The 20,261-nt window shown below is 65.3% G+C and carries 19 protein-coding genes and 1 pseudogene; 15 read left to right on the top strand and 5 right to left on the bottom strand.

Annotated elements, in window-relative coordinates; all coding sequences use genetic code 11:
- Positions 1-139: 139 nt before the first annotated feature.
- Positions 140-2,269, bottom strand: a complete 2,130-nt coding sequence (locus tag QMF81_RS00285) for a DUF3536 domain-containing protein (RefSeq protein WP_281750963.1) — start codon at positions 2,267-2,269, stop codon at positions 140-142.
- Positions 2,270-2,363: 94 nt separating this feature from the next.
- Here QMF81_RS00285 and rdgC point away from each other — a divergent pair, with 94 nt between their 5' ends.
- The 12 genes and pseudogenes from rdgC to QMF81_RS00225 all read left to right on the top strand — a co-directional run.
- Complete coding sequence (gene rdgC / locus QMF81_RS00280; protein ID WP_281750962.1) at positions 2,364-2,993, top strand: recombination-associated protein RdgC; 630 nt, start codon at positions 2,364-2,366, stop codon at positions 2,991-2,993.
- Positions 2,993-3,532 carry a hypothetical protein gene (locus QMF81_RS00275; protein ID WP_281750961.1) on the top strand — a complete coding sequence of 180 codons (540 nt, stop codon included), beginning with the start codon at positions 2,993-2,995 and terminating at the stop codon, positions 3,530-3,532. The genes rdgC and QMF81_RS00275 overlap by 1 nt, the downstream gene beginning before the upstream one ends.
- Positions 3,533-3,655: 123 nt before the next feature.
- On the top strand, positions 3,656-4,708 hold the full coding sequence (locus QMF81_RS00270) for a BMP family ABC transporter substrate-binding protein (protein ID WP_281750960.1): 1,053 nt from the start codon (positions 3,656-3,658) through the stop codon (positions 4,706-4,708).
- 3 nt (positions 4,709-4,711) lie between these two features.
- Positions 4,712-5,776: an ABC transporter permease gene (locus QMF81_RS00265; RefSeq protein ID WP_281750959.1), complete on the top strand. Its 1,065-nt coding sequence runs from the start codon at positions 4,712-4,714 to the stop codon at positions 5,774-5,776.
- The gene (locus QMF81_RS00260; protein ID WP_281750958.1) at positions 5,773-6,693 is read left to right on the top strand and encodes an ABC transporter permease; all 921 of its coding nucleotides are present in this window, start codon (positions 5,773-5,775) and stop codon (positions 6,691-6,693) included. Before QMF81_RS00265 ends, QMF81_RS00260 begins: the two co-directional genes overlap by 4 nt.
- Positions 6,694-6,695: 2 nt before the next feature.
- On the top strand, positions 6,696-7,175 hold the full coding sequence (gpt, locus tag QMF81_RS00255) for a xanthine phosphoribosyltransferase (RefSeq protein ID WP_281750957.1): 480 nt from the start codon (positions 6,696-6,698) through the stop codon (positions 7,173-7,175).
- A 1-nt stretch (position 7,176) separates the two neighbouring features.
- Positions 7,177-8,679: an ABC transporter ATP-binding protein gene (locus tag QMF81_RS00250; RefSeq protein WP_281750956.1), complete on the top strand. Its 1,503-nt coding sequence runs from the start codon at positions 7,177-7,179 to the stop codon at positions 8,677-8,679.
- On the top strand, positions 8,676-9,326 hold the full coding sequence (locus QMF81_RS00245) for a methyltransferase domain-containing protein (protein WP_281750955.1): 651 nt from the start codon (positions 8,676-8,678) through the stop codon (positions 9,324-9,326). The genes QMF81_RS00250 and QMF81_RS00245 overlap by 4 nt, the downstream gene beginning before the upstream one ends.
- A complete protein-coding gene (gene nikR / locus QMF81_RS00240; RefSeq protein WP_281750954.1) occupies positions 9,327-9,752 on the top strand; it encodes a nickel-responsive transcriptional regulator NikR in 426 nt (141 codons plus the stop codon). It begins immediately after the preceding gene.
- Entirely contained in the window at positions 9,752-10,564 is an 813-nt protein-coding gene (gene folE2 / locus QMF81_RS00235) for a GTP cyclohydrolase FolE2 (protein WP_281750953.1), read from the top strand. The genes nikR and folE2 overlap by 1 nt, the downstream gene beginning before the upstream one ends.
- A 188-nt stretch (positions 10,565-10,752) precedes the next feature.
- Positions 10,753-11,808: an aminopeptidase P family protein gene (locus tag QMF81_RS00230; protein ID WP_281750952.1), complete on the top strand. Its 1,056-nt coding sequence runs from the start codon at positions 10,753-10,755 to the stop codon at positions 11,806-11,808.
- Between the two features lie 71 nt (positions 11,809-11,879).
- Positions 11,880-12,071, top strand: a pseudogene (locus tag QMF81_RS00225) (DUF4911 domain-containing protein); the annotation flags it as partial.
- Between the two features lie 42 nt (positions 12,072-12,113).
- Here QMF81_RS00225 and QMF81_RS00220 read toward each other — a convergent pair.
- Entirely contained in the window at positions 12,114-12,956 is an 843-nt protein-coding gene (locus tag QMF81_RS00220; protein ID WP_281750951.1) for a TatD family hydrolase, read from the bottom strand.
- Positions 12,953-13,156: a Trm112 family protein gene (locus tag QMF81_RS00215; protein WP_281750950.1), complete on the bottom strand. Its 204-nt coding sequence runs from the start codon at positions 13,154-13,156 to the stop codon at positions 12,953-12,955. The genes QMF81_RS00220 and QMF81_RS00215 overlap by 4 nt, the downstream gene beginning before the upstream one ends.
- A 123-nt stretch (positions 13,157-13,279) precedes the next feature.
- Between QMF81_RS00215 and QMF81_RS00210 the strand changes: the two genes are divergently transcribed.
- The 3 genes from QMF81_RS00210 (at position 13,280) to folD (ending at position 16,292) form a co-directional block, all read left to right on the top strand.
- Positions 13,280-14,077 (top strand): type III pantothenate kinase, encoded by a 798-nt coding sequence (locus QMF81_RS00210; RefSeq protein WP_281750949.1) that lies wholly within the window; start codon positions 13,280-13,282, stop codon positions 14,075-14,077.
- Entirely contained in the window at positions 14,074-15,366 is a 1,293-nt protein-coding gene (gene eno / locus QMF81_RS00205) for a phosphopyruvate hydratase (protein WP_281750948.1), read from the top strand. Before QMF81_RS00210 ends, eno begins: the two co-directional genes overlap by 4 nt.
- Positions 15,367-15,437: 71 nt before the next feature.
- Positions 15,438-16,292: a bifunctional methylenetetrahydrofolate dehydrogenase/methenyltetrahydrofolate cyclohydrolase FolD gene (folD, locus tag QMF81_RS00200; protein ID WP_281750947.1), complete on the top strand. Its 855-nt coding sequence runs from the start codon at positions 15,438-15,440 to the stop codon at positions 16,290-16,292.
- Here folD and amrB read toward each other — a convergent pair.
- Entirely contained in the window at positions 16,289-17,101 is an 813-nt protein-coding gene (gene amrB, locus QMF81_RS00195; RefSeq protein WP_281750946.1) for an AmmeMemoRadiSam system protein B, read from the bottom strand. The two genes, folD and amrB, sit on opposite strands and share 4 nt — an antisense overlap.
- Positions 17,102-17,178: 77 nt before the next feature.
- Positions 17,179-20,169 (bottom strand): tetratricopeptide repeat protein, encoded by a 2,991-nt coding sequence (locus QMF81_RS00190; RefSeq protein ID WP_281750945.1) that lies wholly within the window; start codon positions 20,167-20,169, stop codon positions 17,179-17,181.
- Between the last annotated feature and the right edge of the window lie 92 nt (positions 20,170-20,261).

Genomic DNA, 20,261 nt, shown 5'->3' with positions numbered 1-20,261 from the left:
CGGCTGGGAGGGGGTCGGGGGGTGTCTGGACCCGTTTCCCAAACTTGCGGTCGCCGGTGCTCGACATCTGCGGGAAGCGTGCCGGGGCGGGTGACCAGCGGAGTTGATCAGCCGCTGTGCGTCCCCCATGTGGTACGGATTACGGTGTGGCGCGCACGGAAAGATGCTGGCAGACCTCCAGCATCCGCCCGCGTTGCGGGTGTTCCAGGATGCGGTTTTGGGCCTCCCACCAGGTGCATTGGAGGCCCAGCTCCCGGGCGCGTCCTACCAGCTCCACCAGGGCCTGCCCCTGGGCGGGGAGATCCTGGGTAAGGCGCACGGCCTGGGCTTCGGTGCGGCGCTCGACGAAGGCGCGTATTTCCGGATTGGCAGCCAAAAGTTCGCGCAAGGCCAGGACGCGCTCGCGAGACAGGGCGGCGGCCTTGGTGAGCCAGGCCCAGGCAAGCCCTGGCGCCAGGAAGAGGATGTCCGTCTCAAAGCGGCGCTGTCCCAGGTCAAAGGGGCCGAGCATGGCGCACAGGCGCATCGCCTGCTGCAGGCTCTCCTGAAAAAGGGATTCTTCGCTTTGGGTCTCCAGGATTCGGGAGAGGGCAAGCCGGTGCCGATGCGGCGTTGTGCGGGCAAGGGCCAGTGCCGTGAGGGCCAGGGTGCCGCGCTCCAGAGTGCGGGGCCAATGATACTGCACCTGGATGGTGCCGTGCTCGTGGCCGGCCGCGTGCAGTTCAAGCCCCGGCCACGTTGCCCGAGCGCCGCGGTGGATGCCGCCGTCCAGGGAGAGGTAGAGGGCAAGTTCTTCCATCTTGGGGCGCCGGGGCGTGACTTCCTGCTCCCAGAGGTCTGCGCCGCTGCCGGCGCCCGGGCGGTTGGCGTGGGCGTCGGCGAGGATGCGCACCATGCCCTCCTCCACGTCGGGCCCGCCGGAGGCAGCCAAAAGGTCCAAGGCGCGTCGCGCCCAGGTGAGCCCATTCAAGGGCTCGATGCGCGCCAGATCGTCGAAAAACCAGGCACAGCTGGCAAAGCTGGCAAGGGCGCTCCGCTGCATGGCCAAAAGGCGGGCGGCCTGCACCTGTGCCTTGGGGTCGGTGACGCCATGGCGGTGCAGGAGCTTTTCCAGCTCCCAGGCCCCGCAGAGCACCTGGCCATATTCCTTGAGGATGTTTCCCGGGTGGGCCCCCAGGCGGGCCATGGCCGAGAAGTAGTGGTCATCGACATAGTATTTGACGTAGTTGAGGGCGCGGCGCAGGGGCCGGCGCCATTCCTGGTCCCAATCGGGGTGCTCTCCTGTGGTGCAACCGCAATGGGCGCGCCAGCGTTCCACGCCGTGGGCGCAGCTCCAAGAAGAGTTCTCGTGGATGAGGGCCTCGGCCGTAGGGGGATGGGCGGCGAGATAGGCTGCGAAGTTGGTGAGCTCCACCCCGTCACGGCCGCTGCGGGCCTGTTCGGTGACGTACGCCAGCGCCATCTCGCCAAAGGGAAAGTGATGGCCGTAGGATTCGCCGTCCGTGGCGATGGCGCGGAGCCCTGCTTCCAGTCCGGCGGTGAGCCGCTGCCAAAAGGTTTCCCCGTTTTGGAGCAGTCGTTCGAAGGCCACGGCCTGCGATACCGGGCCGTGGTAGAAAAACACAGAGATGCGGTGCCCCCCTGGGGTCTGGACCAGGTAGGGTTGGTGCACCGGCAGGCTTGCTTCGTCCACCGGATGGAACTCGGCTTCGCCAGGCAGGCGGACGGCCTTGGCCTGGCGCGGGGCGAGGATGGTGAATTGGATGCCTGCGGCGGCCAGCACGTCCAACGTGTCCAGGTCCACGGCGGTTTCCGCCAGCCACATGCCTTGGGGGGCGCGGCCGAAGCGGTGCTGGAAGTCCTGGATGGCCCAGGCCACTTCCAGCTCTTTGTCCAGGCGTGGGGCAAGAGGCATGATGGCGTGGTGGTAGACCTGTGCCAGGGCGTTGCCGTGCCCGAGCCGGCGGCGGCTTGCGCTATCTGCCGCGAGGATGCGCTGGTAGGTATCCGGGGCGTGGCGCTCCATCCAGGCGAGCAGGGTGGGGCCGAAGTTGAAACTTATCCAGGCATAGGCATTGAGGGCCTCGATGACGAGCCCGCTGCCATCGAGCCGGCGGGCGTGGGCCATGGGCGTGTAGCACTCGCGGCAGATGCGCGCGTTCCAATCGTGATCCGGGGCAGCACTGCCTTCGGGCAAGACGTCTTCGAGCCATGGGTCGAAGCGAGGTGGTTGGTAGAAATGGCCGTGGATACAGATGGCTCGGGTCATGGAGCACTCCTGAAGATGGACTTGACGCCACCGGCCATGTAGAAAAAGAAGCGCCTTTTCGTCAAACCATGTGGCCTTCACATAAGGAACAAGTATGGGATTTCTTGCTGGCTCGACGAGCCTGACCCGGTTTCGGCTGGTGGAAGACACCGTGGAGCCGACCATTTTGGCCGAGGCTGCCGAGCGCCTGCGTCGGTACGCCTTTCGGGACATCGACAATACGGCGGAGGAACGTTCCTTCGGCTGGGTGGCCTTCGGCAATATGCTGGACACCTCGTTTGAGAACGAACCCGTGGATTTGGGAGACTATCTCGTCTTTGCCCTGCGCCTGGATACGCGGCGGGTGCCTGCCGCGGTCTTCAAGAAGCATGTCACCGTGGCCATGGGTCAGGCCCTTGCCGCGGCCAAGGCGGAGGGAAAGAAGTTTCTCTCCAAGGATGAGAAGCTCGAGATCCGCGAGCGGGTGGCCCTGGCGCTTCGGGCCCGATTTTTACCCATCCCGGCGGTCTTCCAAGTGGTCTGGAACGTGCGGCGTCACCACGTGTATTTGGCTTCGGTGCATCCCAAGGTCATCGACTTGTTCCACGAGATGTTCTCCCAGACCTTTGACCTCCATCTGGAGCCCATGGACCCGTACTTTGCCGCCCGGGCCCTGCTTGACGCCTCGAAGCTTTCGCTTTTGGACGACCACGCCCCCACGATCTTTACCCCTGGAGTTGCCTGATGGATTTGGAACGCGCAAGCCGCATCGCCACTGGTTTGGGCCAGGAATTCCTGACCTGGTTGTGGTTTGTCAGTGAGCGGGAAAACGGCCTTTTTGCTACCCCCGACGGGGAGGCGTTTCGGTTTTTCGTGGAGCAGCGCGTGCGGGTGACCGGCGGCGAAGGCGAGGGCCGGGAGACGGCGGTGTGCAGCGGCCCCATGGCCAGCCTGGCCGAGGCCCGCACCGGTCTTGCCGCCGGGAAGAAGGTGGACAGCGTGCGTTTGCGTCTGGAAAAAGACGAGGCCGAATGGAGCGTGAGTGTCGATGCCGCGCGACTGACGCTGACGAGCCTCAAGACCCCCAAGGTGGATATGCGTCTGGAAGAGGGCGAAGATCCGGACGCTCGCATCCTGGAAAAGCTCTTTCTTCTCGAGCAGGCCATGGACTTTGTGGATGCGCTCTGGGCCCGCTTCGTCATGCTCCGGTTTTCCCCTGCCTGGGAGGCCGAAGTGCAGGACCTTGGGCGCTGGATCGATCGGCGCGGGCGGTTTTCGGACTGACCCCTTGGGCGAAGGCTGGAGATGCGCCATTGCCTCTGGGCCTGCTCTTGGCTATACCGCATGGCCTTGAGGTGGAGTGTTGGAGGCTTCTTTTCGGTATTTTTTGACGCAAGGAGTGAGAGAATGCGTACGCGATGGATGATGGCGCTGGCCGTGCTGCTCTGGACCACCGGGGCATGGGCCAAGGAGTTGCAAGTGGGGTTCGTGTATGTCTCGCCGGTGGGGGATGCAGGTTATTCCTACGCCCATGACCAGGGCCGCAAGGCCGTGGAGGCCATGGAGGGCGTGACTACGTCTTTTGTGGAATCCGTTCCTGAAGGTCAGGACGCCGAGCGCGTGATCACCACCATGGCGCGCAAGGGCTACGACATGATCTTCACCACGAGCTTCGGATACATGGATCCGACGCTGAAAGTGGCTAAACAGTTCCCCGACATCAAGTTCCTCCATTGTTCCGGCTACAAGACCGCGCCCAATATGGCCAATTACTTCGGTCGGATGTACCAGGCCCGCTACCTGACGGGCATGGTGGCCGGAGCCATGACCAAGTCCAACCTTTTGGGCTACGTGGCCGCCTTCCCCATCCCAGAGGTGATTCGTGGCATCAACGCCTTTGCCCTCGGCGCCCAGGCGGTCAATCCCAAGGCCGAGGTGCGCGTGGTCTGGACCAAGACCTGGTACGATCCGGCGCGGGAAAAGGAAGCGGCCAAGTCGCTCTTGGATGCAGGCTGCGATGTCATCGCCCAGCATCAGGATTCCCCGGCCCCCCAGGAGGCCGCGCAGGAACGCGGGGTGTACTCCGTGGGCTACAACTCCGATATGGCCAAGTTTGCTCCCAAGGCGCACTTGACGGCAGCGGTGTGGAATTGGGCGCCCTTCTACACGGAAATGGTGCGTCAGGTCCAGGCAGGCACGTGGAAGGCGGATTCCTATTGGTGGGGCATGGATAAGGGCGTGGTGGACATCGCCCCCTTTGGCCCCATGGTGCCGGAAGCGGTCCGCACTACGGTGCTGGCTGCCAAAGAGGCCATCCGCAAAGGGGAACACCCCGTGTTTGTGGGGCCCATCGCCGATCAAAAGGGCGTGGAGCGGGTGCCGGCAGGCAAAGCGCTCTCGGATGCGGAGCTTTTGTCCATGAACTGGTTCGTCCGCGGCGTGGTCGGGACCTTGGAGTAGCCCGTGGCCCTTGTGGTGCGCAAACGGCGGGAGCCCCTCCCTTGGTGGGGCTCCTGCCTCGTTTTTCTTGGGGCGGTGGCCGTGGCCTTGGCGGTCGGCGGCGCCCTCTTGGCCCTCCAGGGCAAGCCGGCGTGGCGCGGCATGGCAATCTTGCTCGGCAGCCCCGTGGGTTCGGTATGGGCTCTGGAGGACTGTGTGCTCAAGGCCATCCCGCTTTTTTTGTGTGCCTTGGGGGTAGGACTTTCCTTTCGCATGGCGGTATGGAACATCGGCGCGGAGGGGCAATTTGCCTTGGGCGCGGTGGGTGCTACCGCGGTGGCGCTGACGTGGGGGGCGACGCTTCCCGCCTTGGTGCTGCTGCCGCTCATGGCCCTTGCGGCAATGCTGGCAGGCGGTCTGTGGGCGATGATCGCTGCCGCCTTGCGGGTGTGGTGTGGGGCGAGCGAGACCATCGTGACGTTGATGCTCAACTACATCGGCATCTTGGTGCTGGAATTTTTGGTCTTTGGCCCGTGGAAGGATCCTGCGAGTTTTGGCTTTCCCATGACCGCGGAGTTCGCGCCCGCGGCGGTGGTGCCGGCCCTGCCGGGCACACGCATCCATTGGGGTGTGGTGATCTGCCTGGTGGTGGGCGTGCTCCTCTCCGTGGTGCTGCGTGCATCCCGGGCAGGTTTTGAGATCGCCGTATGCGGCCAGAATCCTGCGGCGGCCCGCTATGCCCGCATTCCCTATGCGACGTGGGTCAGCGTGGTGCTCGTGGTGGGTGGCGCCTTGGCGGGCCTTGCCGGGTTCTTGGAGGTCTCGGCCGCCTTGGGCCGGCTGCAGCCGAGCATCATGACCGGGTATGGGTATACCGCCATCGTGGTGGCGTGGCTGTCCGGCCTGCGCTCCGGAAGCGTGGCCGTCGTGGCGCTTTTTCTTGCGGCCTTGCGCGTGGGGCTGGAGAGTCTGCAATTGGATCTCCAGGTGCCGGCAGCCTTTGGAACCATGGTGGAGGGGACGATGCTCCTCATGGTGCTGGTGGGCGGCTTTTGGACCCGCTACCAGATCGTTCGGAGGTCGGCATGACCGAGGAGATGGTCCTTCCGGTTTTGGCAGCCGCGGTCCAGGCCGGGACCCCGATCTTTTATGCCACCGTGGGCGAGATCCTCATGGAGCGCGCGGGCATCCTCAACCTGGGTGTGGAGGGGGCCATGCTGCTCGGGGCGCTCGCAGGCTTTTGGGTGAGCATGGTGACCGGCAGCCCATGGCTGGGGTTGGCGGCTGCCGCCGGGGCAGGGGCTGCAGCCTGTCTGCTCCACGGTGCGGTCTGCACGTACGGCCTGGCCAACCAGGTGGTCTCGGGCTTGGCCCTCACCATCCTGGCCACGGGGCTGGCCAATTTTCTCGGCACCCCTTACATCGGCCTTGCGGCACCAGGGTTTGACCCCATGCCCATTTTCGGCCTGCGGGAGATCCCGGTGCTCGGCCCAGTGTTCTTTACCCAAGACGTGCTGGTGTATGCTTCGTATGCCCTCCCCCTCGTGACCGGCGTGGGGCTTTCCCATACCCGTTGGGGGCTTCGGCTGCGGGCCGCAGGCGAGAGCCCCACGGCATGTCGGGCCGCCGGACTTTCCGTTGCCCGGTTGCGCATGGGGGCATGCCTGGTGGGAGGCATGCTCATTGGCGTGGGCGGGGCATATTTGAGCCTTGCCTTTACGCACCTGTGGACCAACGGCGTGACCGCAGGTCGGGGCTGGATCGCCGTGGCGCTCGTCATCTTTGCCTTCTGGCGTCCTGGGCGGGCGATGGTGGGGGCCTATCTTTTTGGCGGGGTCATGGCCTTTCAGCTCCGGCTGCAGGCCGCGGGCACTGCCGTGCCGTCGTCCCTGCTCCTGATGCTCCCGTATGCCCTGACCATCGTTGTGCTTGCCGTCTCCAGCCGTTGGGGGCGCTTCTTGGGCGCGCCGGCGGCCCTCGGTATCAACCCCGAACCTTCGGAATAACCATGAAACGCTATCAACGAACCTATCCTATTTCTTGGGATCAGCTGCACCGCGACGCCAAGGCCTTGTCCTGGCGGCTTTTGGAGTTGGAGTACTTTCAGGGGATCATCGCCGTGACGCGCGGTGGTCTCGTGCCTGCGGCCATTGTCGCCCGGGAATTGGACATCCGTCTGGTGGATACCGTGTGTGTGGCCAGTTATGATTGGCAGGAGCACAAAGGCGAGGTGCAGGTGCTCAAGAGTGTCGCCGGCGACGGCGCAGGCTGGCTCATCGTGGACGACTTGGTGGACACCGGCCGCACGGCCAAGGTGATCCGCGAGCTGTACCCCAAGGCGCATTTCGCCACCCTCTACGCCAAGCCCGCGGGTCGGCCCTTGGTGGATACCTTTATCACGGAGGTGAGCCAGGACACCTGGATCCTCTTCCCCTGGGATGCCGAATCCCAGTTCGTCCAACCCATTGCGGGCATGCGGCAGGGATAGTGTGGAGCCCATCATCCGCCTGCAGCACATCGTCAAACGTTTTGGCCCGGTTACGGCATGTGACGGGGTGAGCCTGGATATTCGGCCCGGATGTATCAAGGCGGTGCTCGGAGAAAACGGCGCCGGCAAATCCACCCTTATGGCCATTTTGGCGGGGCAGTACCGCCCGGATGAAGGTACCATCCTGGTGGATGGCGCCCCGGTGAGTTTTGGCTCTGCCCGTGATTCCCTGGCGGTGGGCATCGGCATGGTCTACCAGCATTTCACCCTGGTGCCCGCAATGACCGTGGCAGAGAATATCGCCTTGGGCCAAGAGGGCGGGGCGTGGGTCTCGCCTGCGGCCCAGGCCCGTCGGGTGACGGACTTGGCCAAGCGCCTGGGGCTGGAAGTGGACCCCATGGCCCGGGTGGCGGACCTTTCCATGGGCGAGCGCCAACGGGTGGAGATCGTGAAGGTCTTGGCCCGGGGCTGCCGGGTGCTCATCTTGGATGAGCCCACAGCAGTGCTTACCCCCACTGAAACCGAAGTCCTTTTTGGCGCGCTGCGCCGCTTGGCTGCGGAAGGGGTGGCGGTGGTCTTCATCTCCCATAAGTTGAACGAAGTCCTGTCGGTGGCGCACGAGGTGGCCATCTTGCGCCGCGGCCGCATCGTGGACGAGCTCTTGGTCTCCGAGGTGACTTCCCCGGCGGAGCTCGCCCGGCGCATGGTGGGGCGGGACGTCCTCCTTGCGGTGGAGCGCCCGCCTGTGGAGCCTCGCCAGACGGTGCTCCGTCTTGCCGGTGTGCATGGTGGCGGCCTGGCTGGCGTGGATTTGCGGGTGCGCCAGGGCGAGATCGTGGCGGTGGTGGGGGTGGCGGGCAATGGCCAAAGCGCCCTGGTGGAGGTGGTCTGTGGTCTGCGCGCCCCCCAGCGGGGAGAGGCGTGGATTTTGGGTCAGCCTTGGACACAGTTCCATCGCCGAGCCCCGTGGCAGGGCGGCATCGGATACGTGCCGGAGGACCGCCTCGGGGTGGCGGTGTGCCGGGACATGGATACGGTGGACAATTTCCTCCTCACCACCCGGCAGGGGTTCTCCCGCTGGGGGTGGATGGAGCGGGCGCGGGCGCGGCGGAAGGTGGTGGAGCTCATGGATACTTTCGCGGTCTATCCCCCGCGGCCCGAGATGGCGGCCCGGCAATTTTCCGGCGGCAACCTCCAAAAATTGGTGCTGGCGCGCGAATTTGCCCGGCGGCCGCGCTTGGTGGTGGCGGACCAGCCCACGCAGGGGCTCGACATCGCGGCCACGCAGGAAATATGGCGCGCCCTTTTGGCGGCCCGGGAAGAGGCCGGGGTGCTTTTGGTCACCGGAGAAGTGGCGGAGGCCCTGGCTGTGGCCGACCGTATCGTGATCCTGTACCGCGGGCAGGTGGTGGCGTCTTTCGCTGCGGACGACGAGGGCGAGGTGGCACGCATTGGGCTCTACATGGCTGGGGGTGCGCGCCAAGGCAGGGAGGCGGAGGCATGAGCGGCGTGCTTTGTGCCCATGTGGCAGGCCGGCGTTGGGAACTGTTGCGGCCTGCGGATTTGGAGCGCCTGTGGGCCGATTTTCCCGAGGATGACCCTGCGGCAGAAGATCGTATCCCCTATTGGGTGGAGCTGTGGCCAGCCGCGGTGGGGCTCGCCCAATTCGTGGCGCGCGAAGGCGCGGCCTTGCAGGGGGTGCGCTGCCTGGACGTGGGCTGCGGCTTGGGACTCTCCAGTATGGTGGCGGCCTGGTGCGGGGCGCAGGTGGTGGGAATGGACCTTATCCATGATGCGCTCAGATTTGCCCGCAAAAATGCAGCGCACAACGCGGTGCCCGTCGCGCCGGGCTGGGTGGCCGGAGATTGGAACCATCCTCCGCTGCGGCCTCAGAGCTTTCCCCGCATTTGGGGGGCGGATATTTTGTACGAGACGCGGTTTTTCCCGGCCTTGGAAGGACTTTTCCGGAGGCTTTTGGCCCCGGGCGGTCGGGTGTGGTTGGCGGACCCGGATCGGGCGGTTTCCCGTCCCGTGTGGGATCGTTTTCGGGACTGCGGCTGGCGGGTCGTCTGCCGGCAGGAGACGGAGCTCCCGTGGTACGGGAAGCCGTCGCTCGTGCGTATTTGGGAACTTCAACCCAAGGGGGACTAAATGGGACAGACCATCCGTTTTGGCGTGTCGCTGGATTCGGACCTGCTGGAGAAGTTCGACGCCCTGTGCGAGGAGCGCTGCTACCAGACCCGCTCCGAGGCCATCCGGGATCTCATCCGGAACGCCTTAGTGCAGAAGGAGTGGGAAGACCTCAATAGAGCCAAAGAGATGGTCGGCACCCTCACTTTGGTGTACGACCATCACCAATCGGACCTGGCCCAGAAGATGACCGAGATCCAGCATTCGTCTTTGGACGTCATCGTGGTGTCCCTGCACGTGCATCTGGACCACCACAATTGCATGGAAGTGCTGGTCTTGCGTGGCCCGGGCCAGGAGCTCAAGGCGACTGCGGAGCGGCTCATCGCCACCAAGGGGGTGAAGCACGGCAAGCTCACCCTGTCCACCACCGGCCACGATTTGCCCTGATGCGCGACGTCCAGCGGGACCCAGCGGAAGTGCCCCTGCCCATCGACCGGGTGGGCGTGCGGCACGTGGCGGTACCCTTGCGGGTGCGGGACCGGGAGCGGGGGGTGCAGCACACCGTGGCCCAAGTGGAACTGGGGGTGGAACTGCCGGCGCATTTCAAAGGCACGCATATGAGCCGCTTCCTCGAGGCCCTGGCCGCGGCGGACTTTGCCTTGGATGCCCAGACGTGCCGTATGCTCCTTGCCGATGTCCGCGCCCGCTTGGAAGCCCGGCGGGCGTTTCTCTGTTTCCGTTTTCCGTATTTCTTGGAGCGCCGTGCCCCGGTGACTGGCAGCGCCGCTCCCATGGATTATCGCTGCTGGTTGCGAGGTTGCCTTCAGGAAGACGGCACCCGGATGAGCTTGGGCGTCGAGGTGCCGGTGATGACCGTGTGCCCGTGCTCCAAGGCCATCAGCCGGGAGGGCGCCCATAGCCAGCGGGCCCTGGTGCGCATAGAGGCCCAGTTTTCCGGCATGCTCTGGATCGAAGACCTCATCGCCATTGCCCAGGAGTCGGCGTCGTCACCGGTGTATCCGCTGCTCAAGCGGGAGGACGAAAAGCACGTCACCGAGACCGCCTTTGCCCAGCCAACCTTCGTGGAAGACGTGGTGCGCGCCGTGGCCCAGCGCCTGGCGGTCCATCCCCGGGTGCAGGGGTTTCGGGTGGAGGTGGAGTCCATGGAGTCCATCCACAACCACAGCGCCTATGCGTGTATCGAGTCGTGGGCCGGTGGCGAGGCATGGATTGGGGGCTCGCTTGCGCCGCTTGCGTAGGCGGTGATGGACGCGCTTGGCGCGGTCCCCTGAAGCGCGTTCCGGGCGCGGCAGGTGCACAGAACCGGCGGAGGCGATGATCCGGAGGGAGGATGCAGAAAAAACCTCTCCATTGGCCTTCGGGGAGTACGGTGCATCCATTTGACGCCGCAAAACTTCTTCGCCACAAGGCCGCCGGGAGGTTGCCGATGAACGATTATGCCCTGCGCCGCACCCGTCTCCAAGCCGCCATGGAGGCGAACGGGGTGCGCTCCTTGCTCGTCTCCGCCCCAGCCAACCGCTACTATCTCTCGGGCTTCGAGCTCCACGACACCCAGTGCAACGAGTCCTCCGGCGTGCTCCTCATCCGCCTGGATGGACCGGAGATGCTCTTTACGGACGCCCGCTTTGCGCAGACGGCTCGAGAATGCCTCGGCCCGGACAGCGTGGCGCTCTACCGTCGCCGCAAAGACCTTGCCGCCATGCTGTGCGACCTTGGGGTCACGGAACTCTGGGTGGAGGAAGATGCCCTGTGCGTACGGGAATACCGGGCCTTGGCGGAAAAGATCCCGCTGCATCCCGCCCCGCCCTTGGTGGAGGGACTGCGCCGCATCAAGAGCGCCGAAGAAATCCGCCTGCTTCGAGCCTCCGCGGCCGTCAACCACCGGGTGTTCGCCCGGGTAACCGAGATGCTGCGCCACGGGATCACCGAGGCCGAGCTCGCCTGGGAGCTGGAACGCAGCTTCCGCGAAGCCGGGGCCGAAGCCCTGAGCTTCCCCACTATCGTCGGATTTGGACCCAACGGCGCCAAGGCCCATGCCATCCCCGGAAGCCAGCGCCTGGAGCCCGAGACCCCGGTGCTGGTGGACATGGGCTGCCGCCTGCAGGACTACTGCTCGGACCAGACGCGCAGTTTCTGGTTTGGCAGCCGCCCCAGTCCGGAGTTCTCCCGCGCTTTGAATCTTGTGCAGGAGGCCCAGGCAGCGGCCATCGAAGCAATCGCCCCTGGGGTCCCGTGTGCCGAGGTGGATCGCGTGGCCCGGGAGTTTCTGGCCCGCCATGGTGTGGCCGAGCACTTCACCCACAGCCTCGGGCACGGCATCGGCCTGGAGACCCATGAGGCCCCGCGCCTGGCGGCCCATGATGCCACCATCCTGGAGCCGGGCATGGTGGTCACCGTGGAACCGGGGCTCTATTTCCCCTGGGGAGGGGTGCGCTGGGAGTACATGGTGGTGGTCACCGCGACAGGACACGAAGTCCTCTAGGCGCATCAGGAGCTCTTGTGCAGCGCCCTCCGCGGCGATTTTCAGCCGCGACAGGACACGAAGTCTTTGAGATGCATCGGGGCGCTCCCCCGGCCGCCCCACAAAAGCCGATGTCCAACCACGCCCAAAACCCAAAGCCGCAGCAAAGCCGCATCCTCTACGTGGAGGTGCCGCGGACCGACATCGCCCGCTTTCGCTTTCTGCTCGAAGCCCACGGACACCTGGCCATTGCCACGGTGCTCGATCGCTTTCGGGCGGTGCTCAAACTGCGCTGCACCCGTGCAGCCGAGGCCGAGGTGCGCGCCCTACTTTCCGCCCTCGGCGCTCGTCTCCTCCTCGATCCCGAAGAAGCTCCGGGCTGTAGTCCCGCAGCGCTGCCACACGAGCGCCGGGTCCTCCCCGCGCAGTCGGGCCACCTCCCGGGCGGTGAAGACCAGTAGCGCGGGTTCGTTGCGCTGGCCCCGGTACGGTTCGGGCGCAAGATAGGGGCAATCGGTCTCCAGCACGAAGGAGTCTGCCGGCAGGCCGGCCACTGCGGCCCGCAAGGCGTGATTCTTGGGAAAGGTCACCGTGCCGGGGATGGAGAGGATCCAGTCGCGATTGATAACCTCTGCGGCCCAATCGGCGCCCAGCCCAAAACAATGCCACAGCACCGGTCGATGGGCAAAGCCCATGGCATCCAAGATGGCGAGGGCGTCCTCTTCGGCCTCACGGCTGTGGATGACCACAGGGATATCCAATCGGAGGGCGAGATCCAATTGGCGGCGCAGGGCGTCCTGCTGCACGGATCGGGGATGGAAGTCATAGTGGTAGTCCAGGCCGATCTCGCCCATGGCGCGCAGGCGGCCATCCTCACGGAAGGCGGCCTCCATGGCTGTTAGAGATTCGCGATCCACCTGCCCTGCCTCGTGCGGGTGGATACCCAAGAGAAAAAACACTCCGGGCACGCGGAAGCGCTGGTGGTCCGCAGCGTAGGCCGCAGGCCCCAAAAAGACGTTCCCCACGGCACTCACCCCGCAGGCGCGCGCCCGCTCGAGCACGTGGAGCGGATCTGCGTAGCGGTCTCCGTCCAAATGAGCGTGGGTGTCCACCCCGCCTGGCGGCAGCGCCGCAGCCTCCGGCGCCGGCCGTGGGGCTTTGCGGCTCACCGCGAGACCTCCCGCTCGCCCTTTTCCCACGCCGAGTAGGGCACGGCCTCGTCCACCAGCATCACCGGGATCTCGTCCCGGATGGGATAGACCACCCCACAGCTGGCGCAGTGCAGTCCCTCTTCCGCACCCAGCACTTCAAGATCGCCTTTGCAGGCCGGGCAGCATAAAATTCGGAGCAGTTCCGGATGTAAGGCCATAAATCCTCCTCAAAAGATGCTCTGCCGCAGTGCGTCCCGACGGCCTTCGGGGCTTACGCCGAGGTGCGCCCAAGCTCAAGGGCAAGCCTTGTCTTTTCCCCGGAAGAGAATACAACCCCGCCCATGGCAACACGTATACTCCTGGATATCGGGAACACCACCATCAAGGTGTGCCTCGCCACGGCCAACGGCTTGGGGCCCGTGTACACCCTGCCGACCATCCATCACCACACCGCCGACAGCCTCGGTCTTGCCCTGGACGCCCTTTGCCAGCGCCACGGCATCGACGCGGTCTGTGAAGTGGTGGCCTCGTCCGTGGTGCCGCCTTTGGATCCTCTGGTGCGCCAGGCTGCGCAGCGCTTTTGGGAGTGTCCGGCGCGCTTTGTGCTCCAGGAGATCACGCTCCCCTTGGAAAACCGCTACGCCCGGCCCCAGGAAGTGGGCGCCGACCGCTTGCTCGCCGCATACGCCGCCCGCATGCTCTTTTCCGCCCCCACCCTCATCGTGGTGGACTTCGGCACTGCCACGACCTTTGATTGCGTGCAGGAAAACGCCTACCTGGGCGGACTCATCGCCCCGGGTGTGGCGAGCTCCGTGGCGGCGCTCGGCGCGCAAACGGCGAAACTTCCGCACATCAGCCTGGAGCTCGACGACACGACCCTTGCCATCGGCACCAGTACCCGCCACAGCATGAACCATGGTGTGCTCTTCGGCTTTGCCGCCATGGTGGAAGGCTTGGTGGCCCGCCTGCGGCAACGCCTCCAAGACCCAAACGCCCAGGTGGTGGCCACCGGAGGCTTTGCCCCCACCATCGCTCGGCTCACCGACGCCCTGGAGCATCTCGTCCCGGATCTGCTGCTGCGCGGGCTGCAGCGGATTGCATTTTCCCCTATTCCGCAACTGTTGAAGGAGGAGGCATGAGCACCATTACCGGCATTTTCGCCCGGGAGATTCTCGACTCCCGCGGCAACCCCACCGTGGAGGTGGAAGTGGTTCTGGAATCCGGGGCCAAAGGCCGCGCCGCCGTGCCCTCGGGGGCGTCCACCGGCACCCGCGAGGCGCTGGAGTTGCGCGACGGCGACCCCGCCCGCTACGGCGGCAAGGGCGTGGAGACTGCGGTCAAAAACGTCATGGAGGACATCGCCGCAGAAGTGGTGGGCATGGACGCCCTGCGGCAAAACGAGATCGACCAGGCGCTCATCGATCTGGACGGCACGGAGAACAAAAGCCGGCTGGGCGCCAATGCCATGCTGGGCGTATCCATGGCCGTGGCCCGGGCCGCGGCGACGCATGTGGGTTTTCCCCTTTTCCGCTACTTGGGCGGGGTCAATGCCAAGGTGCTGCCCGTGCCGCTCATGAATATCGTCAACGGTGGCGCCCACGCGCCCAACAACTTGGACATCCAGGAATTCATGATCGTCCCCTTGGGCGCCGAGACCTTCCGCGAGGCCCTGCGCATGGGTGCGGAGACCTTCCACACCCTGAAAAAAATCCTCCACAAGGACGGCCACGTCACCAGCGTAGGCGATGAGGGCGGCTTTGCCCCCAACTTGGCGAGCCACGACCAAGCCCTTAGCTACATCGTCCGCGCCATCGAAGAGGCGGGCTACGTGCCGGGCAAACAGATCTCCCTCGCCCTGGACGCTGCGGCCTCCGAATTCTTCCATGACGGGAAGTACGTTTTCGCCGGCGAGGACCGCACCTTCTCCGCCGAAGAGCTCACCGACTACTACGCCGAATTGGCCAACAAATACCCCATCATCAGCCTGGAGGACGGCCTGGCGGAGGGTGATTGGGACGGCTGGGAATACCTGTCGGAAAACCTCGGCGACCGGCTGCAATTGGTGGGCGATGATATCTTCGTCACCAACCCCACGCTTTTGGCCGAAGGCATCCTGCGCGGGGTGGGCAACGCCATCCTCATCAAACTCAACCAGATCGGCACGGTCACCGAGACCTTGGACTGCATCGAAATGGCGCGAAGCGCGGCCTACGCCACGGTCATCTCCCACCGCTCGGGCGAGACCGAAGACAGTTTCATCGCCGACCTGGCGGTGGCGGTGAATGCCGGCCAGATCAAGACTGGCTCGCTGTGCCGCTCCGATCGTCTGGCCAAGTACAACCAACTGCTGCGCATCGAGGAAGCCTTGGACGACATTGCCATCTACTATGGCCCGGCCATGGCGGCCAATTGGTACGACGAAGACTAAGGCGAGCGGCCCTCCGGGGCCGCTTCGTTTTGCGGCAGCGCCCCGCTTTCGCATCCCATAAGGAGAACTGCATGATCGTGCTTGACGGCAAGGCCGTGGCCGCCCAGATGCGGGCGGAAATCCGTGCCGAAGTGGAGAATATCCGCGCCCGTGGTGGGCGCCTCCCCGGGCTCACCGTCATTGTGGTGGGGGAAGATCCGGCATCCCAGGTATACGTGCGCAACAAAGAACGGGCATGTGCGGAGGTCGGCTTTGCCTCTCAGGTCATCCGCCTGCCGGAGACGACCGCACAGGAACGCCTGCTGGGCATCATCGACGACCTCAACGCCGACCCTGCGGTGGACGGCATCCTGCTTCAGCTCCCCTTACCTCGCGGCCTCGATACCCAAAAGTGCCTTATCCGCATCGCCGCCCACAAGGACGTGGACGGCTTCCACCCGGAAAACATGGGCCGCCTCGTACAGGGCCTGCCCGGACTGCGCCCCTGCACCCCGGCCGGGGTCATGGAGCTGCTGCGGCGCTACGACATCACCTGCGCCGGCAAGCATGCCGTGGTGGTGGGGCGCAGCACCATTGTGGGCAAGCCCATGGCCCTCATGCTCCTGGAAGCCCACGCCACGGTCACGGTGTGCCATTCCCGCACTCCGGACCTTGGGGCCATCACCCGCCAGGCGGACATCCTCGTGGCCGCAGTGGGCATGCCGTGCCTCATCCGGGAAGACATGGTCGCCGAAGGTGCCGTCGTGGTGGATGTGGGCATCAACCGCACCGAGGCAGGGCTTGTGGGCGACTGCGACTATCCCGCACTCACCCCCAAGGCCGCGGCCATGACGCCCGTGCCCGGCGGCGTGGGGCCCATGACCATCGCCATGCTGCTTGCCAATACCCTTACGGCCTACCGCCAGCACTCCGTCTCGCGCTTTTAGGCAACGAGCACCCCGCAGTAGCCCACCACCCGGTCGGTGTCGCCGCCGGCATCGGCCGAGGTGGCATAGCCCACCAGTTCGGCCGTCTTGGCGCCCCGGATGCACGCCCATTGCAGCCCCAAGGTCATGGGGTAGACCCCGCACATGGAGATCCCATGCTCGCGCACGACCCCGTAGAGCCCCATGGGATCGAGGGCGAGGATGCGGTCGATGGCCAAGCGGTCCACTTTCCGGGTGGTGGCGTCGTCGGCAAAGTGGTTCATGTCGGAGCTCACCACCACGCTGACGGGCTCTTCCCACTTCTGGGTCACCTCGGCCATGCGGGCGGCAACCGCTGCAAGCACCTGCGGCCGAGGATCGGCCACGGCGATGGGCACGATGCGCATGGCGGGGTTTTTTCCAAAAAGGAAGGGGAGGAGGACTTCCAGCGAGTGTTCCCGCAGGTGCGCCGCCGTGTCTGCACTCAGGCTGGGCTCGGCCTCCAGGAGCGCCTGCGCCAGGGCGGCGTCCACCTCCAGCGCCCCGCCGGGGATATGCCACCGGCCGTGGGGCCATACTGCCATGGACGCCCCCAGGCCGGTGTGGTTGGGACCCAAAAGGATCACGGTCTGCGCCAGGTTGGCCGCACCAAGCGTTTCCCCCGCCAGGCGGCCGGAGAACATGTAGCCCGCATGGGGGGCCATGGCCAAAAGGGTCGGGGACTGCCGCTCCTTTCCTTTGGCGAGGGCTGCACGCACCACGCCGCTGAGGGTTTCTGGATCCTGAGGATAAAATTGTCCGGCAACGATGGGCAACCGATCTCGGGGCATAGACATCTCCTTGGTACAGGTCGTGCCCGCCACCACGCGCGGCGAAACTGCTGGGGCCTTCGCTTGGGTCCATTGCCCTACTGGAGGCGATCCAGACGTTCGGCAATGGCCGCGGCCGCAAGGTCCGAGCGGGCCATGCGGGCATACAGGGAATCCGGGGCCGCGTCGATCAGGGCGTTGAGGCTTGCCCGCCAGGCGTCTTCCCGGGCAAGGCGCCGCTCGAGCTGAGCCTTGCGGTAGATCCAGGCAGCCCACTGCGGGCTCTTGGGTTCCAGCTGGCGCTCGTATTCCCCGGCCCACATGAGGGCCTCATCGAGGCGGCCGGTGTTTTCCGTAATATCCGTCAGCATACCCAAGGTATCGCGAATCTTTCCGGGGTCGCTCTTTTTGTGCAGCAGCAAGGAAAGGGATTCCTGGGCAGCCGTGTATGCCTGCTCCCATTCCCCTTCGGCATACGCGGCGCGAGCGAGAAAATAGAGGGCATGGCCCCGCTGCGTGGGCGGGAGCTCCACGTCGGTGGCCAAATGCCGCCAGATGGCGAGGGCGTCTTTTTCCTGGTTCAAATTCTCAAAGGCAAGGGCGAGGGCGTAGTCTACCTGGCGCTGCCGCGCTTCGCCCAAATTCCAATCCTTCACTCGGGAGACCAAATCCACCACGTCGCTCCAGCGGCCCAAATCCACGAGCACGGCCAGGGCCAAATCCAGGGCAGGCAGGGAGAACTCGCCCTGGGCAATGGTGCCGAAGAAGAAGGGGCGGGCGATTTCCAGGGTCTTTTCGGGCTGTCCGAGCTTGAGATAGGCCATGGCCAAGGCCAGACGCAGGCGGTCGCTTTCCAAAAGCCGCGCTCCCATGTCGGCGTTGGCCTCGAAGCGCGTCACGATGCCGCGATAGTTCTCTTCTTCCGCATCCCGGGTCATCCAGCGGGTGAGGGCGGTAAAGATCGTGTCTTTTGTCCGGGAGGCCAGCGCGTGCTGCGGGTAGTCCTGCAAAAAGCGGCGGCCTTGGGTCACGGCCGCGTCAAAGCGGCCGGTCCAGAGATACCACATGGCGAGCTTGAGGCGGGCAATGGGGGCCAAGGGCGAGTCCGGAAACCGGGTGACGATGTCGGTATAGATGCGCTCCGGCCGCAGGCTGAAGGGCCGGTCGAACACCGCAGCCATGCCTTCCAGGGTAGGGGAATCCACGATGCCTTCCTCGGCCAGACGCATCATGGCAATGAGCCCGCCTTCCTTGTCCGGAAATTCGGCAGCCGCCTTTTCGTAAATCCTTTTGGCGGCCTGAGGACTATTTTGCCGAAGATAAATATCGCCGATGCGGGCGAGTGCCATGTCCGCGGAGGCACCTTTGTCGCCCATCAGGTTGAAGTAGAGCCACAGCCGTTCCCGTGCCGCATCGAGCAGGTCATGGTTCATGGCCACCTGCCCGGCCAGGGAGAGGAATTCCGGGTCGTCGATGTAGTAGCGGGGCCAGCGTTTTTCCACGAAGTCCACGATCTCCCAGGCCTTGGCCCAGAATCCCAGTTCGGCCAGGGCGCGCACCAGCCCTACTGCGCTTGGGAGCACCGGCTGGGAGTCCGGATATTGCTGGATCACGGCCTGGAAATGGTCCGCGGCCTGATTCCATTGACCTCGCCGCGCAAAATATTCGCCCCAATAGTAATCAATGAAGGGAACATTGAAGTCCTGGGGATATTTGCGGCGCAAGAGGTCGAAATAGGCCTTGGCCTCGGGTTCGTTGCCCACGGCAAGGTTCAGGTAGCCCAGATTGATGAGGGCCTGCGGCGCACGGGCGGAAGAGGGGTTGAAGTGCAGGGCTTCCAAAAAGGCTTCCCGCACCGCGACATAGTGGCCGGCCATGTCGCCCTTGGCCTCTTTCATGCGCAGTTCGGCCAGGGTGTAGAGCACCTCTTCGCGCAAGTGATCCGGAAGCTCCGGAGAGCGGCGTAATGCCTCCAGCCCGTCGAGGGCGCCGCGAGTGTCGCCTCGGGCCAGGGTATCCTGCACGGTCTGGAAGAGATTTTCCAACTCCGCCGTGCGCTGGGCGTCCGTGGCGTTGGCTGCGGCCTGCACAGAAGAAGCGTTTTCCGCACTGGCGTTGGCGCGGACCGGCGCCGCCGCGGCAGGCGGTTCGGGCCCGGCCGAGGGGAGCGACTGCGCCGTGGCATTGATGCTGGTTGCGTTTGCTTGCGACGGGGTCTCTCCGGCACCGGGGGAGGCGCCAGACGCTGCCGTCTCTTGCGGGGGCGCGGTTTTTGCGGCCCCATCCAGGGACTGCGCCGCCGACGCGTTGGGTGCCGTGGCTGGCTGCAGCACCCCTGGCGCTGCAGGCGGGACTACTTCGCCCGTTTGCTGGGGTCCAAAGGGGGATGATGCGGCCAAAGTCGGCGGCGCGGCGGCCGCCATCACCTCGCCAGGGCGCTCCGGGGTGGCGGCAGCATCGATGCGGGATCGCACCTGATGCACAGACGGCGGTGGAGGACCTGCCGGGGCAATGGCGGCGCGCACCCGGCTCCCGGATGTTTCGGTGGCGTCTGCCGCAGGTGGCGGCATTTGCGCGCGGGGGGCCAACGTGGTGTGGTTGGCGGGAGCATCCGCCTGGGATGCCGCCTGCACGGCAGTGGTGTTTTCCGCAGGCGGCGCAGCAGCGCCCGCGGCGGTGGAGGAGGCTCCCGCAGCAGTCGCGTTCTTGTCCGTGGCATTGGTGGCATTGGTGGCATTGGTCGCCGGGGGATTTTTGGGCTGGCGCGTCAGCTCCAGCACGATGTTGTTCTCCCGCGGCAGCGGGTAGGCGAGATGGTGCACATCCTCGCGCCGCAGCTTGACCACCAAGGCACGCTCTTCCACGCGTACCGCGGCCACAAGGCGTGATGGGGTCAGGTCAAAGGGCGCGGGCCGGGACTCGCTGCTCCAAATGTCTTGCGGCAGACGCACGGTAATTTCCGTGGCGCTGGTGCGGGCCACGTCCAGGGGCGGCATGACAGTGTCGAAGTGGAAGACGAGCCGCTCGTGCTGGGGCTGACGGCTCCAGTAATAGCTGGCCGCCCCTGCAGAAAGCGGGGCGAGGAGCACCAAGCTGCCAAGAAGGGACCAGAAGCATCTGGCAAAAACACTGTGCCGCACGTCGTGCCCCTAGCAAGAATCGGGCAACTTGAAGTAGTTCC

Source organism: Thermodesulfomicrobium sp. WS (assembly GCF_027925145.1).
Lineage (GTDB): Bacteria > Desulfobacterota > Desulfovibrionia > Desulfovibrionales > Desulfomicrobiaceae > Thermodesulfomicrobium.
Note: the sequence above shows the minus strand (reverse complement) of the source record. Positions and strands in the feature narration are given on the sequence as shown.

What these genes read in the sequence shown, in the direction of transcription:
- nikR (WP_281750954.1), top strand. Translation starts at nt 9,327, where the DNA reads ATGGGACAGACCATCCGTTTTGGCGTGTCGCTGGATTCGGACCTGCTG.
- gpt (WP_281750957.1), top strand. Translation starts at nt 6,696, where the DNA reads ATGAAACGCTATCAACGAACCTATCCTATTTCTTGGGATCAGCTGCAC.
- rdgC (WP_281750962.1), top strand. Translation starts at nt 2,364, where the DNA reads ATGGGATTTCTTGCTGGCTCGACGAGCCTGACCCGGTTTCGGCTGGTG.
- folD (WP_281750947.1), top strand. Translation starts at nt 15,438, where the DNA reads ATGATCGTGCTTGACGGCAAGGCCGTGGCCGCCCAGATGCGGGCGGAA.
- QMF81_RS00270 (WP_281750960.1), top strand. Translation starts at nt 3,656, where the DNA reads ATGCGTACGCGATGGATGATGGCGCTGGCCGTGCTGCTCTGGACCACC.
- amrB (WP_281750946.1), bottom strand. Translation starts at nt 17,101, where the DNA reads ATGCCCCGAGATCGGTTGCCCATCGTTGCCGGACAATTTTATCCTCAG.
- QMF81_RS00210 (WP_281750949.1), top strand. Translation starts at nt 13,280, where the DNA reads ATGGCAACACGTATACTCCTGGATATCGGGAACACCACCATCAAGGTG.
- QMF81_RS00275 (WP_281750961.1), top strand. Translation starts at nt 2,993, where the DNA reads ATGGATTTGGAACGCGCAAGCCGCATCGCCACTGGTTTGGGCCAGGAA.
- QMF81_RS00260 (WP_281750958.1), top strand. Translation starts at nt 5,773, where the DNA reads ATGACCGAGGAGATGGTCCTTCCGGTTTTGGCAGCCGCGGTCCAGGCC.
- eno (WP_281750948.1), top strand. Translation starts at nt 14,074, where the DNA reads ATGAGCACCATTACCGGCATTTTCGCCCGGGAGATTCTCGACTCCCGC.
- QMF81_RS00285 (WP_281750963.1), bottom strand. Translation starts at nt 2,269, where the DNA reads ATGACCCGAGCCATCTGTATCCACGGCCATTTCTACCAACCACCTCGC.
- QMF81_RS00230 (WP_281750952.1), top strand. Translation starts at nt 10,753, where the DNA reads ATGAACGATTATGCCCTGCGCCGCACCCGTCTCCAAGCCGCCATGGAG.
- folE2 (WP_281750953.1), top strand. Translation starts at nt 9,752, where the DNA reads ATGCGCGACGTCCAGCGGGACCCAGCGGAAGTGCCCCTGCCCATCGAC.
- QMF81_RS00245 (WP_281750955.1), top strand. Translation starts at nt 8,676, where the DNA reads ATGAGCGGCGTGCTTTGTGCCCATGTGGCAGGCCGGCGTTGGGAACTG.
- QMF81_RS00215 (WP_281750950.1), bottom strand. Translation starts at nt 13,156, where the DNA reads ATGGCCTTACATCCGGAACTGCTCCGAATTTTATGCTGCCCGGCCTGC.